The organism is Flavobacterium sp. P1_E4 (assembly GCF_056405915.1).
On the sequence record NZ_JBFUBE010000019.1, the window covers coordinates 38,342 to 52,251 of the forward strand.

At 34.8% G+C, this 13,910-nt stretch carries 17 protein-coding genes; 11 read left to right on the plus strand and 6 right to left on the minus strand.

The annotated features are described in order from the left end of the window. Positions 1 to 45: 45 nt before the first annotated feature. From AC1DY0_RS15580 to flxA, 4 genes are read right to left on the minus strand one after another with little or no spacing between them, the layout of a single operon-like run. Positions 46 to 297 carry an acyl carrier protein gene (locus AC1DY0_RS15580; protein WP_477189502.1) on the minus strand — a complete coding sequence of 84 codons (252 nt, stop codon included), beginning with the start codon at positions 295 to 297 and terminating at the stop codon, positions 46 to 48. Next, on the minus strand, positions 290 to 1,525 hold the full coding sequence (locus AC1DY0_RS15585; RefSeq protein WP_477189503.1) for a beta-ketoacyl-[acyl-carrier-protein] synthase family protein: 1,236 nt from the start codon (positions 1,523 to 1,525) through the stop codon (positions 290 to 292). Before AC1DY0_RS15585 ends, AC1DY0_RS15580 begins: the two co-directional genes overlap by 8 nt. A 15-nt stretch (positions 1,526 to 1,540) precedes the next feature. Continuing rightward, a complete protein-coding gene (gene flxB, locus AC1DY0_RS15590; RefSeq protein ID WP_477189504.1) occupies positions 1,541 to 2,272 on the minus strand; it encodes a flexirubin biosynthesis SDR family reductase FlxB in 732 nt (243 codons plus the stop codon). A gap of 17 nt (positions 2,273 to 2,289) precedes the next feature. After that, entirely contained in the window at positions 2,290 to 3,810 is a 1,521-nt protein-coding gene (gene flxA, locus AC1DY0_RS15595) for a flexirubin biosynthesis tyrosine ammonia-lyase FlxA (protein ID WP_477189505.1), read from the minus strand. 203 nt (positions 3,811 to 4,013) lie between these two features. Between flxA and AC1DY0_RS15600 the strand changes: the two genes are divergently transcribed. From AC1DY0_RS15600 to arsB, 7 genes are all read left to right on the plus strand, one after another. Continuing rightward, positions 4,014 to 5,081: a methyltransferase gene (locus AC1DY0_RS15600; protein ID WP_477189506.1), complete on the plus strand. Its 1,068-nt coding sequence runs from the start codon at positions 4,014 to 4,016 to the stop codon at positions 5,079 to 5,081. Positions 5,082 to 5,180: 99 nt separating this feature from the next. After that, positions 5,181 to 6,431 carry an NAD(P)/FAD-dependent oxidoreductase gene (locus tag AC1DY0_RS15605; RefSeq protein ID WP_477189507.1) on the plus strand — a complete coding sequence of 417 codons (1,251 nt, stop codon included), beginning with the start codon at positions 5,181 to 5,183 and terminating at the stop codon, positions 6,429 to 6,431. Positions 6,432 to 6,595: 164 nt separating this feature from the next. Then, complete coding sequence (locus AC1DY0_RS15610) at positions 6,596 to 7,015, plus strand: hypothetical protein (RefSeq protein ID WP_477189508.1); 420 nt, start codon at positions 6,596 to 6,598, stop codon at positions 7,013 to 7,015. A 104-nt stretch (positions 7,016 to 7,119) separates the two neighbouring features. Further along, entirely contained in the window at positions 7,120 to 7,452 is a 333-nt protein-coding gene (locus tag AC1DY0_RS15615) for an ArsR/SmtB family transcription factor (protein ID WP_477189509.1), read from the plus strand. Between the two features lie 86 nt (positions 7,453 to 7,538). After that, positions 7,539 to 8,009: a DUF6428 family protein gene (locus tag AC1DY0_RS15620; protein WP_477189510.1), complete on the plus strand. Its 471-nt coding sequence runs from the start codon at positions 7,539 to 7,541 to the stop codon at positions 8,007 to 8,009. 72 nt (positions 8,010 to 8,081) lie between these two features. After that, complete coding sequence (locus AC1DY0_RS15625) at positions 8,082 to 8,714, plus strand: arsenate-mycothiol transferase ArsC (protein WP_477189511.1); 633 nt, start codon at positions 8,082 to 8,084, stop codon at positions 8,712 to 8,714. A gap of 3 nt (positions 8,715 to 8,717) precedes the next feature. Beyond that, positions 8,718 to 9,788, plus strand: coding sequence for an ACR3 family arsenite efflux transporter (arsB, locus tag AC1DY0_RS15630; protein WP_477189512.1), 1,071 nt, complete (start codon positions 8,718 to 8,720; stop codon positions 9,786 to 9,788). Between the two features lie 201 nt (positions 9,789 to 9,989). On the opposite strand, the gene AC1DY0_RS15635 is transcribed toward arsB, so the two are convergent. Continuing rightward, positions 9,990 to 10,220: an HTH-like domain-containing protein gene (locus AC1DY0_RS15635; RefSeq protein WP_477189513.1), complete on the minus strand. Its 231-nt coding sequence runs from the start codon at positions 10,218 to 10,220 to the stop codon at positions 9,990 to 9,992. Positions 10,221 to 10,958: 738 nt separating this feature from the next. On the opposite strand from AC1DY0_RS15635, the gene AC1DY0_RS15640 reads away from it, so the two are divergent. Beyond that, positions 10,959 to 11,255 carry a hypothetical protein gene (locus tag AC1DY0_RS15640; RefSeq protein WP_477189514.1) on the plus strand — a complete coding sequence of 99 codons (297 nt, stop codon included), beginning with the start codon at positions 10,959 to 10,961 and terminating at the stop codon, positions 11,253 to 11,255. Between the two features lie 109 nt (positions 11,256 to 11,364). Here the strand turns inward: AC1DY0_RS15640 and AC1DY0_RS15645 are convergent, their stop codons facing one another. Next, complete coding sequence (locus AC1DY0_RS15645; protein ID WP_477189515.1) at positions 11,365 to 11,916, minus strand: DUF4494 domain-containing protein; 552 nt, start codon at positions 11,914 to 11,916, stop codon at positions 11,365 to 11,367. A gap of 148 nt (positions 11,917 to 12,064) precedes the next feature. Here AC1DY0_RS15645 and AC1DY0_RS15650 point away from each other — a divergent pair, with 148 nt between their 5' ends. The 3 genes from AC1DY0_RS15650 (at position 12,065) to AC1DY0_RS15660 (ending at position 13,635) form a co-directional block, all read left to right on the plus strand. Further along, complete coding sequence (locus AC1DY0_RS15650) at positions 12,065 to 12,361, plus strand: RNA polymerase alpha subunit C-terminal domain-containing protein (RefSeq protein WP_477189516.1); 297 nt, start codon at positions 12,065 to 12,067, stop codon at positions 12,359 to 12,361. Between the two features lie 115 nt (positions 12,362 to 12,476). Further along, a complete protein-coding gene (locus tag AC1DY0_RS15655) occupies positions 12,477 to 13,211 on the plus strand; it encodes a DNA alkylation repair protein (RefSeq protein ID WP_477189517.1) in 735 nt (244 codons plus the stop codon). Between the two features lies 1 nt (position 13,212). Beyond that, positions 13,213 to 13,635, plus strand: a complete 423-nt coding sequence (locus AC1DY0_RS15660) for a VOC family protein (RefSeq protein ID WP_477189518.1) — start codon at positions 13,213 to 13,215, stop codon at positions 13,633 to 13,635. The last annotated feature ends 275 nt before the right edge of the window (positions 13,636 to 13,910 follow it).

Below are 13,910 nucleotides of genomic sequence, written 5' to 3' on the forward strand. Positions count from 1 at the left end.
TAGATTGTAGATTTTAGAATGCTTGTTACATCTAAAAAATATAAATTACGCTTTACTTTTAAGCTTATTTTCTATTAAATCATAAAAATCTTGGAATGTGTCTATTCCCACAAAATCTGCTTCAACTAGTTTTACACCAAAGTTTGATTCAATAGAGACAACTAAATCTACATAGTCTAAACTATCTAATCCCAAAGTGACTTTCAAATTTGCATCTGCCTGAATATCATCTCCATCTACCTCAAATTCATCAATTAAAAAATCATTAATCTTCTCTATGATTGCTTCTTTATTCATTATTTTTTTTATACTTTTTAACTACTAATGCTGAATTCGTACCTCCAAAACCGAAGGAATTCGACAAAAATATGTCAAATTTTTTATTTAAAGTGGTTTTAACCAAATTTAATTTTGCAGCATCCTCATCTGGCGTTTCCAAATTAATGTTTGGCGCAATGAAATCGTTTTGCATCATTAATATCGAATAAATGACCTCGCTGGCACCAGCCATCCAGCATTCATGCCCGGTCATTGACTTTGTCGAACTCACATAAGGATTGCTTTCACCAAAGACTTTAAAAATTGCTTTTGCCTCATTGTCATCGCCCACTGGTGTTGATGTAGCATGGGCATTAATGTAATCCACTTCGCTTGCTTTTATTCCTGCTTCGTCCAACGCTCTTTGCATAGCTGTAGATGGTCCTTCCACATTTGGTGTCGAAATATGGCCGCCATTGGACGAAAAACCATAACCTACAACTTCTGCCAAAATAGGAGCGCCTCTTTTGATAGCTGATTCATAAGATTCTAAAACTAAAGTAGCTCCACCACCACTAGGAATTAAACCATCTCGATTGATATCAAAAGGCCTTGAGGCTTTCGTAGGTTCGTCTTCCCTTGGAGAAAAAACACCCAAACCGTCAAAACTGCACATGGCATATTTGTTAATTTCTTGTGCTCCACCACAAATAATTACGTCCTGAAAACCACTTTTTATTAAAAAATAGGCCAATCCAATAGAATGTGACCCGCTTGCACAGGCCGCACTGACCGTTAAATTAATTCCTCTCATTTTAAAAATAGTCGAAAGATTCATCGTAACCGTTGAATTCATCGATTTAAAAATAGCTCCTGAACCAATTAACGCAGAATCTTTTTTATCTCTAATAATGTCGGTTGCTTCGATAACAGATTTCGAAGCACTATCATTGCCATACATTATCCCAACTTCATTTTCATCAAAGAAAGCATCATCAATATTGGCATTTCTTAAGGCTTCAACTGTCGCCATATAAGCATATTCGGTTTCTTCCCCAAGACTTATTCTTTGCCTTCTAGTAAGCAAATTTTTCAAATCTGGTCTAGGAACCATTCCGGTTAAGGCTGATTGAAAACCAAATTCTTTTCGTTCTTGATCAAACGAAATACCAGATTTCCCTTGATATAATGAATCTTTTACCTCGTCTAACGATGTTCCGATACAGGAATAAATCCCCATTCCAGTAATGACAACTCTTTTATTCATTTTCTTTTGTATTATTTATGAATAAATTCCACCATTTATATTGATAACCTCACCAGTAATATAGCTTGATTTCTTTGAAACCAAAAAGCTAACTAGATCAGCAACTTCTTCGGCTTCGCCAAAACGATTCACTGGAATCATTTTAATTAATTCTTTTTCATCAAGATGGCTGGTCATATTTGTTCTTATAAAACCTGGAGCTACAGCATTCACAGTGATATTTCTTTTGGCAACTTCTTGTGCCAAAGCCTTAGTTGCTCCTACCAACGCACCTTTTGCCGCTGAATAATTTGTCTGCCCCGCCGTTCCTTTTACTCCCGAAAGTGAAACGATATTCACAATTCGGCCGTATTTATTTCGCAACATTTTTTGCATAAAAAAGTTAGTCACATTAAAAAAACCATTTAAACTGGTGTTGATAACACTTGACCAATCTTCCAAACTCATCCACATGAATAAACCGTCTTTAGTAATTCCTGCGTTATTTATAATTGCTTCTACAATTGCTTCTGGATTTGCCTCTTGCCATTGTGTCAATACTGATTGCACTTCATCAAAATTGGCAACATCAAATTTTAAAATTTCTCCTGTAGCCCCGTTTCCAATTACTTTTTCTAGTGTATTTTCCGCTTCTTCTTTATTGGAATAATAATTAATCAGAATATGATAACTGCTGTCTTGTGACAGTTTTTCACAAATAGCGTTACCAATTCCTCTAGAACCTCCTGTTACCAATGCACATTTCATATAAAGCTATTTCAATATTAGTTATTAATCAAATAATCTTTCACTTTTTGTACAAAAGGATACATTACCTGATCTTTTTCGAATCTTGGAATAATGACACGAATATCATCATATATTTTTCTGGTTACAGATGAAATTTGGTCTTTTTGTTCCAAATAATCAATTGCCTGAACAATGGTGATTAATTCGATAGCGAGTACTTCAAATGCATTTTCAATAACTTTTGATGTAATTACGGCAGCATTAGTTCCCATACTTACAATATCTTGATTGTCATTATTATTTGGAATACTATGAACATACATCGGATTCGACAACATCTGATTTTCGGCAGTTGTTGAAGTCGCCGTAAACTGTACTCCCTGCATACCAAAATTGAATCCCAAAGTCCCCAAATTCACAAATGGAGGAAGAATTTCGTTTATTTTTGAATTCAATAAATAATTCAATTGACGTTCTGCAAGCATCGTTAATTTGGTAATTACGATTTTCAATTTATCCATTTCTAACGAAATATAATCTCCATGGAAATTACCACCATGATATACATGCTGGTTTTTCACGTCTATAATTGGATTATCATTTGCTGAGTTAAATTCTTCTTCCAAAATAGAAGAAACATTACTTATAGTTTCAAGTATTGGCCCAAGAATTTGAGGAACACAACGTAAAGAATAATATTCCTGAACTTTTTCTTTGAAAACATCTTCAGTATTTTCTCCAGAATATAAATGATCTTCTCTTTTTCTGATTAAAGTACTATCCTCAAGATTTGTTCTCATTCTCGAAGCTACCTCTCTCTGTCCTTTATGACGCTTTGTACTGTTTAACTCTTCCGAAAAATGATCGTCGTATGCTTGTACAAGTTCATTGATAGCACAAGAAAATTTAATAGACCAATCCAATAATTTATTAGCATAATGAACGTTAACAACACCAATTCCAGTCATTACTGACGTTCCATTCATCAAAGCCAATCCTTCTCTAATTTCTACTTGGATAGGTTCCAGTTTTTCTATGACAAAAACCTCTTGTGTAGGTCTTCTTTCTCCTTTGTAAAAAACCTCTCCTTCACCAATAAGAACCAAAGCCAAATGTGCCAATTGCACTAAATCACCACTGGCTCCAACACCACCATGTTCAAAAATTAAAGGAGTAATATCTCTATTAATTAATTCTTTCATCAAATGAATCACTGAAGAATGAACTCCAGAATTCCCCAAGGAAAGTGTATTTAGCCTAGCCAAAATTGCTGCTTTAACACAGATTGCATTCAGCGGTTTTCCTGTACCAGAAGCATGACTTCGTATTAAATTATATTGCAATTGTATACGATCTTCATCTTTAATACGATATTGAGCCATTGGCCCAAATCCCGTATTTACACCGTAAATAATTTTATTAACTGAGAATTCTTTTAGAAAATCAAAACTTTCATTAACTCTATCTAAAACAACTTGGCTAATATTTATTTTGTCATTATTAAAGATTACAGACTCAAACTCTTCTAGACTTAAAAATTCCTTTATAGTATTCATTCAATTTGTATTATTTTTTCAACTAAATATATCAAAAATTAATTTTTATTTAGAATTTAATGTGGTTAATTTGGATAAACAAATGTAGCACAATATCGCTAAAATTAGTAAACCTATGTTTTTTTTGTTCTACAAATCAAAAAAACAAACATAACTAATATATTAACAAGCACTTACTATTCCATCATAAATAACAAAAAAGAATGAAAGATTTTGGTTCTGACAAAAAAAATGTTGTTCAAGCGAATTTAGACGCCCAAAAAATTGCTTTTGCCCCAATTATGTTTCAAGCAGCAAAATCACTTCGGAATTTGGGTATTTTAGAATACCTATTTAATAAAGACAAAGCAAGTATTGAAACCATAGCAGCGGACTTAAACTTATCTGTTTATGGTGTAAAAGTTTTACTCGAAGCAGGTTTAAGCTTGGAGATGGTTTATTTAAAAGACAATGAATTCATACTCACAAAAACTGGTTATTTCATATTAAGGGATAAAATGACCAATGTAAATATGGATTTCACCCAAGATGTAAATTATCTGGCGATAAACCATTTGGAAGAATCTATAGTAAATGGAAAACCGGAAGGACTGAAAGAATTGGGAAATTGGGACACTGTATATATCGGTTTATCTGAATTACCTGAAAAGATCAAAAAAAGCTGGTTTGACTTCGATCACTTTTATTCGGATTATACTTTTCCAGAAATTATGCCTATTTTATTTGACAATAATCCTAAATCATTTTTGGATGTTGGAGGTAATACCGGAAAATTTTCTTTGCAGTGTGCTAAATATGACCCAACGGTAAAAATCACTATTTTGGATTTACCAGGACAGGTAAAAGTGGCACAGAAAAATATAGCCGACGCAGGTTTTGAAGATCGAATTTCTACGATAGGCACCAACTTATTAGACAGCACAATTCCTTTCCCAAAAGGAGCCGACATTATCTGGATGAGCCAGTTTATTGATTGTTTCTCTTTGGAAGAAGTTTACAGTCTTTTCATACGAGCCCATGATGCCATGGCAGATGATGCTAGTTTTTATATTTTGGAAACATTTTGGGATTTGCAAAAATTTCAGGCATCAACTTACAGCCTACATGCCACTTCTTTATATTTTACGGCGGTTGCCAATGGAAACAGTCAAATGTTTCATTCAGAGGACATCTTGAAAATAATCGAAAAAGCTGGATTTGTTGTAGATCAAATGCATGAAATTATTGGGATGAGCCACACCTTGATTAAATGTAAAAAAAGAGCTTTATAACTCTATTAATCTTTAATTTTGCACCATAACGACGTATTTTCTAGTCGAAGCTATAAATCACGGCACGCTCTTTACAAAAACTTTAATTGCAATAAATAAATGTTACAAGAATTCGTAGATGTTTTAATCATTGGAGCAGGACCATCCGGATGTGTATCTGCTTCCTATCTTCATAAAAAAGGGATCAAAATTAAGGTTGTAGAAAAAACTAAATTTCCTCGAATAGTTGTAGGTGAAAGCCTTATTCCAAGAGTTATGGATCATTTTGCGGAAGCCGAATTATTTGAATGTTTGGATGCCATGAACTTTGAAAAAAAATTGGGAGCTCGATTTATACGTGGAGAAGAAGTCTGTGTTTTTGATTTTAGCAATAAATTTTCCGAAGGTTGGGATTGGACCTGGCAAGTACCCAGAGCCGATTTTGACAACACTATGGCTCAGGAAGTGATTCGAAAAGGCATTGATTTAGAATTTGAATCGGAAGTGGTTTCTGTTACTTTTGAAGGAAAAAATTCAACTACTGTTGTAAAAGATAAACTAGGTAATTTAAAAGAAATTCACGCTAAATTCATCATCGATTCTAGTGGTTATGGAAGAGTATTACCACGTCTTTTGGACTTGGATACACCTTCAAAATTAGATCCACATTCTTCAATTTTTACGCATGTTGTAGACATCAACCGTCCCGAAGGCGAAGAAGGTACACTGATTTCATTTGACATACTCGAAACCGAAGTTTGGTTATGGGTTATTCCTTTTTCAAACGGCAATACAAGTCTTGGCGTTGTGGGTCCAACGGATTTTATCAATTCACTTTCTGCTAATAAAGACAATGCCGAAGCGTTGAAAAATGCCATTCTACTTTCTGATTTTTATATCAAACGATTTAAAGGAGTTGATTTTATATTTGAACCTATCAAATTAGAAAATTACTCTCGATCAGTCAAAAAAATGTATGGAGATGGTTTTGCACTTACTGGAAACAGCTCAGAGTTCTTGGATCCCGTATTCTCGTCTGGTGTTGCATTTGCAACCGAGTCAGGTATGCTTGCCGCCAAACTATACCTCAAAGAATCACAGGGAATTACTGTAGATTGGGAAACTGAATTTACTGGATATATGAAAAGAGGTATTGCCGTTTTTACCACTTACGTAAAAGAGTGGTACACCGGAAATCTGCAAACCCTATTTTTTCACCAACCTGAAAACCCTGATGTAAAAAGAAAAATATGTGCCGTACTTGCCGGCTATGTTTGGGATGAAGAAAATCCATTTGTAAAAAAACACGACAATCTCATCAGAAATATGGCTCACATACTCCAAATGGAAAGTCCACAAAAAAAATCCTAGTTCATGAACTAGTTTTTTTTTGTCCTTAATTCAAGGACCACATTAAGATTATACTTCTCAAAAAACTGTTGGTTATTAAATAGTTAAAAATAAAAACCGCGAAAAAACTTAGCTTTTTTTATATCTTTATAATTCAAAAAAAACTTATCTTAAAATAAGCAATGATGAAAAAGAAACTATTGATCACAGCCGTTCTATTAGGAACCATTTCATTTGCCAATGCACAAAGCATGGGAGATATTACAAAAGCAACCAGCACAGCAAAAACTGCATCAGCCAGCAGTTTTGATGTTGCAAGCATATCCAATCAAGTTATGGGATTGTTATCTCCAAAATTAAAATTAACCGATGCTCAGAAACCAGCAGTAAATGCATTAGTAAACGAAACCTTGAACAAAAAGAAAAATATTTTGCCGACTATGGCAACCGACAAAGCTGGATATACATCCAAAATGACAACAAATAGAGAGTCATTTACAGCCAAAATGAAAAAATTGGTTAGTCCAACACAGTTTACAGCACTTACTGCTTTACTCCCAAAATCGGCTTCAGCGGTGACACCACTAGTACAAATGTTGTACTAAAGCAATTAGAAACAATTAGTTCAAACTTATAAAGGCAAAATTTTTTCGATTTTGCTTTTTTATTTTAAAACTATATCGTAATATTGCAATATAAATATATAACAATGGGAGCAACTAAAACAGAAAATTTTACAGACGCGCAAAACGAATTGGCTATTTTAACCAAAGCATTAGGACATCCCGCCCGAATAGCCATAATAGAATACTTGATTAAAGTCGAAAGTTGCATCTGTGGTGACATCGTAAACGAGTTACCTCTATCGCAGCCAACCATATCCCAACACCTAAAAGAACTAAAAAATGCAGGCTTGATAAAAGGAAATTTCGAAGGAAATGCCATTTGCTATTGCTTGAACGAAGTGGGGTTCGATAAAATAAAAGGCTTTTTTCAGCATGTCAACACTTACCTAGACAAGAGGAAAAATGGTTGTTGCTAATTTGAATATTAAGTGCAAAGACAAGAATAACAACCTATTGAACCGATTAAACTTTTAAACGATTAAACTTTTAAACTTTTTTCACCATGAAACTATCAGAAATTAAAAAACACTTAAGTACTGCAACAGGAGTGACTTTCCAGTTGCCTAACGGAACATTTGTACCTGAACATTTCCATGTAACAGAAATTGGAATGATTACCAAAAACTTCATTGATTGTGGTGGAACCGTTCGTAAAGAATCGGTTGTAAACTTTCAATTATGGGATGCCAATGATTTTGACCACCGATTGAAAGCTCAAAAATTGTTGAACATTATCGCTCTTTCCGAAAAAGTATTGGAACTAGAAGATCTTGAAATCGAAGTCGAATACCAAGACAACACTATAGGAAAATATGATTTGGGGTATAATGGCGAAACCTTTTTACTATTGAACAAACAAACTGCTTGCTTGGCATTAGATCAATGCTGCACTCCACAGGAAAAACAAAAAGTAAAACTTTCCGAAATAGAAAGCGAAGCTAACTGCTGCACTCCTGGTGCAGGTTGTTGCTAATAATTGAACATTTACTCCTGCAAGTTCTTTTCCAGACCTTGCAGGTTTTTAATTAAACATACCTATTTCAAAATGACACAAACCAAAAACACCATATTCACTTCCATTAAGAGCACTATCGATATACTTAATTTTGAAAGTATTTCGGCCGAACGTAAAATCATTTTGCAACCACTTATAGATTTCATTCAATCGAAAGTAATAGCAAACCAAGACATCCGCCTCAATTTCATTTGTACCCACAATTCCCGAAGAAGCCATTTGTCCCAAATATGGGCACAAACTGCAGCGGCGTATTTCAATATCAAAAACGTATTTAGCTATTCTGGCGGAACCGAAGCCACCGCTTTATTCCCAATGGTAGCTCAAACATTGTCTAAAACCGGTTTCCAAATCAAAACTATTTCCGAAGGAAACAATCCCGTTTATAGCGTAAAATACAATGAAAATGATCATCCGTTGATTTGCTTTTCCAAAACATATGATGACGCTTTCAACCCACAAAATGAGTTTGCAGCTATTCTGACTTGTTCCTCTGCCGATAACGGTTGTCCGTTTATTGCAGGTGCCGAAAAACGAATCCCAATTACTTTCGAAGATCCAAAAGCATTTGATAACACTCCTCAACAATCCGAAAAATATCAGGAACGTAGCATCCAAATTGCAACGGAACTATTTTACGTATTCTCCCAAATAAAAAATTAAAATATGTCTGCAAATAATTGTGCTCCTGCTTTGGAGCGAAAAAAATTAGGATTCCTCGACCGCAACCTGACCCTTTGGATATTTCTGGCCATGGTCATAGGCGTTTCAATAGGCTTTTTCATCCCGTCAAGCAGCGGATTTATCAACTCCTTTTCGAGCGGTACCACCAATATTCCGCTTGCCATTGGATTAATCTTAATGATGTATCCGCCACTGGCCAAAGTCAAGTACGAGCAAATGGGAGAAGTTTTCAAAAACACCAAAGTACTGGGCGCCTCCTTATTTCTCAACTGGGTCGTCGGTCCTATTTTAATGTTTGCCCTAGCTTTGTTGTTTCTGAATGGCTATCCCGAATACATGATTGGTGTTATTCTCATTGGGCTAGCGCGTTGCATCGCCATGGTTGTGGTTTGGAATGACCTTGCCGACGGAAATCGTGAATATGCAGCAGGATTAATAGCCCTCAACAGTATCTTTCAAGTGTTACTCTACAGCGTTTACGCCTATGTATTCATCACCATACTTCCACCCTATTTTGGGTACCACGGCTTTGAAGTCAACATCAGCATTGGACAAATAGCCGAAAGTGTGGGTATATATCTCGGCATTCCCTTTGCCCTTGGAATCATATCTCGTTATGCTTTGATTGCCACAAAAGGAGCCGAATGGTTCGAGACAAAATACGTTCCTTTTATCTCCCCAATCACCTTAATTTCGTTGCTGTTTACCATCATATTAATGTTCAGCCTCAAAGGGGAATTAATCATTCAAATCCCAATGGATGTGCTGCGTATTGCTCTGCCACTGGTGATTTATTTCGTTATTATGTTCGTCATGAGTTTCTTCATCGGCAAGTACTTTGGAGCCGATTATTCTAAATCGACTGCAATCGCCTTTACCGCCACTGGAAACAATTTTGAGTTAGCCATCGCCGTAGCCATTGGTGTTTTCGGTATCAACAGCGGTCAAGCCTTTGCGGGTGTCATAGGTCCATTGGTCGAAGTTCCCGCATTAATCGCATTGGTCAATGTCGCCTTTTGGTTCCGAAAAAAATATTATGACAATAAAGAGTAGTATCATTAGGAGCTAATTCCTGCTGTCCACTATATCTTTTATGCCGAACCCCGGCACAAAAGGATGCCGTTTCCATCAGGGCTAGGGCATCAGTTTTCATAAAAAGATTTGTTCTCTAAAATAACTTAAGCTGCAATACCAGAAAATTTTGGTACTGCAGCTTATTTATTTCTTAAAATTAGAACTCAAAAAATATTACACTTATAATTGTCTCGAGCTAACATATACAGACAGTTTCACCCCCTTTGACAATTCATTAAGATATACTTCCGAAATTCCGGATGCTTTGATAATTTCTTCATTAGAGTAATTATCCTTTTTAATTTCAGCAGCATATCTTATACCAAATAAACGTATCATTAGTGCTGCATCTTCTTTTGGAGAATTATTATACATATCACTCAATATTGTTCCTAATTCTGCTATAGTCATGATTTTATGTTTTATTAGTTATTAATTCCCATTAACCAATATCCATGCCAAACATCTACAAATAAATATATTACAACATTATATTAACAAAAAATGTATATTTTAAATTCACTACCACAAAGTTTACAACACTAGCTCCAGTATCTGTTCGTGCAGATAGTCATAGAAAATTAAACATAAGCACTAGCTCTAACCAACTGAGTAATAATAAAGCCATTATTTAAAATTAAAAATTCATTTCGTATCTTTGAAATTAGTGCTTAACAATAATGTTTTCAACTATTTAATCGATTTTAAAAAACTAATTTCTATAACCCAAAATATAACGACATGAACTTTTTCAAAATCAAAACTAGCTGGTCAAACCTCGAATTTATTCCATTAAAACTCTGTATAGCCTCAGCCTATATTTTCATTGGATCGTACTTCCATGATTTTTTTGATAACTATTATCTTCCTGTGCTTATTATCTTTGGTATCACAATGATTTGGTCCGTTTCCCTTTGGATAAATAAAATGAAAAACAGTAATCAAGATTAAAAACAAATTGATATTGTACAATTTACCATAAAATGTGCTGGATTGTCTCAAAAAACACCCCAAGAATAGCTTCAATTTAAAACAACAAAAAACAAACACAATAATCTGTTTTTCAATATATTAAATAAAATTTAATTGTATTATTTCTTAACTTTATACGAGTAAAACCATTTTGTTTAACTCCTAAATTTTGTACTCATGTATATAGTTCGCGAAATTTTTTATCTGCAATTTGGCCGTTATAAAGATGCCAAAGTTTTGATTGATGAAGCCACACAAGGCGGATTGTTCCCTCAGACAACCGGAAATCGGGTTTTAACCGATTTTACAGGAGAAAGCTACCGACTGATTTTTGAATCGTCTTATTCAGTACTTGCGGATTTCGAAAAAGAACTAGCGAAAGACATGGGTGCAGCAGATTGGAAAGGGTGGTATGAAAAATTCAAAGTCTTGGTTCGCCATTCCGAAAGAGAAATTCTTAAACAGATTTCCTGATTTATGTTGGGAATTCCCCATTAAACAATAAAAAACTTCGCTTCGCAATCCGAAAAATTTCCGATTGCGAAGCGAAGTTTTAAAAGGGTTCCTACAAAATATTGGGATATTAAACGCTTTCCTCCAAATAAGCTGGATCATATTCCATAGTATCCTGCACTTCCGTTTCTACAGGTCTGGAAGCTTTCAAGGCATTGAATCTTTCCAATTGTTCAGTCTCTCCTTCTTCCCCACTGAAATAAGGAAAAACATCCATGATTGGAGATTCCGAAATAGCAGGAATTGTATATTCTCCCATCGTGGTACTCATTACATGTGTAGTGTTATCGAAAGCTTCTTTTACATCATTGGCTTGTATTAACAAATACATATTTGATTTTCTTTCTTTACCACTTTCTTCGTCGTAAGCCATTAAGGAAACTCTTGATTTAAACCAACGGTCAGCATTTTCAAAAGGATGAATCTCGGCATAATTTGCCACTTTTATATTCGTGATTTTAAATTCCTCACTAATATAGGCAGACATCTCTTCATTGATTCTGCTTTCTGCTTCCGTATAGGACAAAGCATCAACCAAATAAGGTTCTGTTACAACTTTTTGTCCACCAGTTTCATCTGTTTTTCTATATTTTACTTTGCATTCGTACCAAATTGTGCTCATATATTTTTTTTAAGGATGCCAAAGATAGATTTTAAAGAAAATAAAAATCACAATTTAGAAAATAGATATTCACAATTTCAAATGGCTGTTGCTATTGTCATTTTTTGGATCATTTTTGTTATTTTAGCTATATCAAAACCACAAAAAAATGCCACAGAAGAATTTACGAACCTGTGAAAAAGGACATGATTATTACAAGAGCAGTGATTCTCCAACTTGTCCTATATGCGAAGCGGAACGCAAACCAAAAAATGGTTTCCTTTCCCTGCTTTCTGCTCCAGCGAGACGTGCACTAGAAAACGCAGATATAACAACTTTAGAAAAACTCTCCAAATACAGCGAAGCCGCTATTTTAAAATTACACGGAATCGGTAAAACGACCATTCCAAAACTACGGGAAGCCCTCGCAGCCGAAAACCTGACATTTGCAAAGCAAAACACATAGAAAATCGTCAATAAAAAAATACAATCGATTCTATTTCAATAAATTAATTATTTCTTTTTCTTAACTTCGTTAGGCCTAATCGAGAATAGACAGTGATAAAAAACGAAACCCAATAATGATAACAAAAACAACAGACATCGATTCCGAACCCGACTTGACAGCTGAACTGTTTGTTGCAAAATTATCTCAATTTAAATCTGAGGAAGAATTGGGGAAAGTTGAAAAATACTTCAAAGGGAATGACAATAAAACAAAAGCTTTTGGAGTAAAGTTTGGAGACATTTTTAAAATAGCTGAAGATTTTACCCAAATGCCTCTCGCCCAAATAGACATTTTACTCGACAGTGATTTTTACGAAATACGGATGGGTGCTGTCAGTATTATGGATTTTCAGGCCAAGCATAAAAAAACCACAGCAGATCGAAAGAAAGAATTATTTGAACTGTATTTAAGGCGACACGACCGACTCAACAATTGGGATTTAGTTGACAGAGGTGCGTATAATATCATCGGGGAATATTTATTGGACAAACCAAGAGAAATACTTTACCAATTGGCCAATTCGAAAAACATTTGGGAACGAAGAACCGCTATTGTCAGCACCTATGCTTTTATCAAGAAAGGACAAATTGAAGACACTTTCAAAATTGCCGAAATCCTTTTGAATGACAAAGAAGAACTGATTAATAAAGCCGTTGGAAGTTGGATAAGGGAAGCCGGGAAAAAAGACAAAACAAAGCTGATTGTTTTCTTAAACCAATTTGCTCCCACCATGCCGAGAGTGACATTGCGTTATGCTATTGAAAAACTAGACAAACAAGAAAAGAACTTTTACTTAAAATTAAAATAAAATGGCAAATCAAATTTATCCATGCTTGTGGTTTGACGGACAAGCCAAAGCAGCAGCAGAGCATTATTGCTCCATTTTTAAAAACTCAAAAATCACTTTCGAAAATCATTTTATAGTCAACTTTGAATTAAACGGAACTAAATTTATGGCCTTAAATGGCGGACCTATGTATAAATTATCGCCTGCCAATTCCTATGTCGTAGAATGCGAAACACAAGAAGAAATTGACCATTATTGGGACAAATTAGGCGAAGGCGGAATCTATAACAAATGCGGTTGGCTCGACGATAAATTTGGTGTTACGTGGCAAATTGTTCCAAGGATTTTGGGCGAACTTATGGCTGACCCTGAAAAAGCGCCAAGAGTGATGCAGGCATTTATGCAAATGACCAAGTTTGAGATACAAGGACTGCTTGATGCATAGGAAAATTTAAAAAAATATTTTAAAAGGGAGTTCTATTATTACAGCTTTTCCTTTTTGGGATGATGACAAAAAAGCAAAATACCTCTCTTTAGCCCCGATTACTTTACTATTCATTTATTTTCATTGGAGTTCAGTGAACTTCGTTTGAAGTGGAAATCCTTTTGTGTCTCGTCTTTTGGGGATGAGACACAAAAGATTGAAACGGAAAGCGGGACAATATTACCAAAAACACAAAATCTCTCTGCTCCAAATTAATAATCGAACTCCCGTTTTAA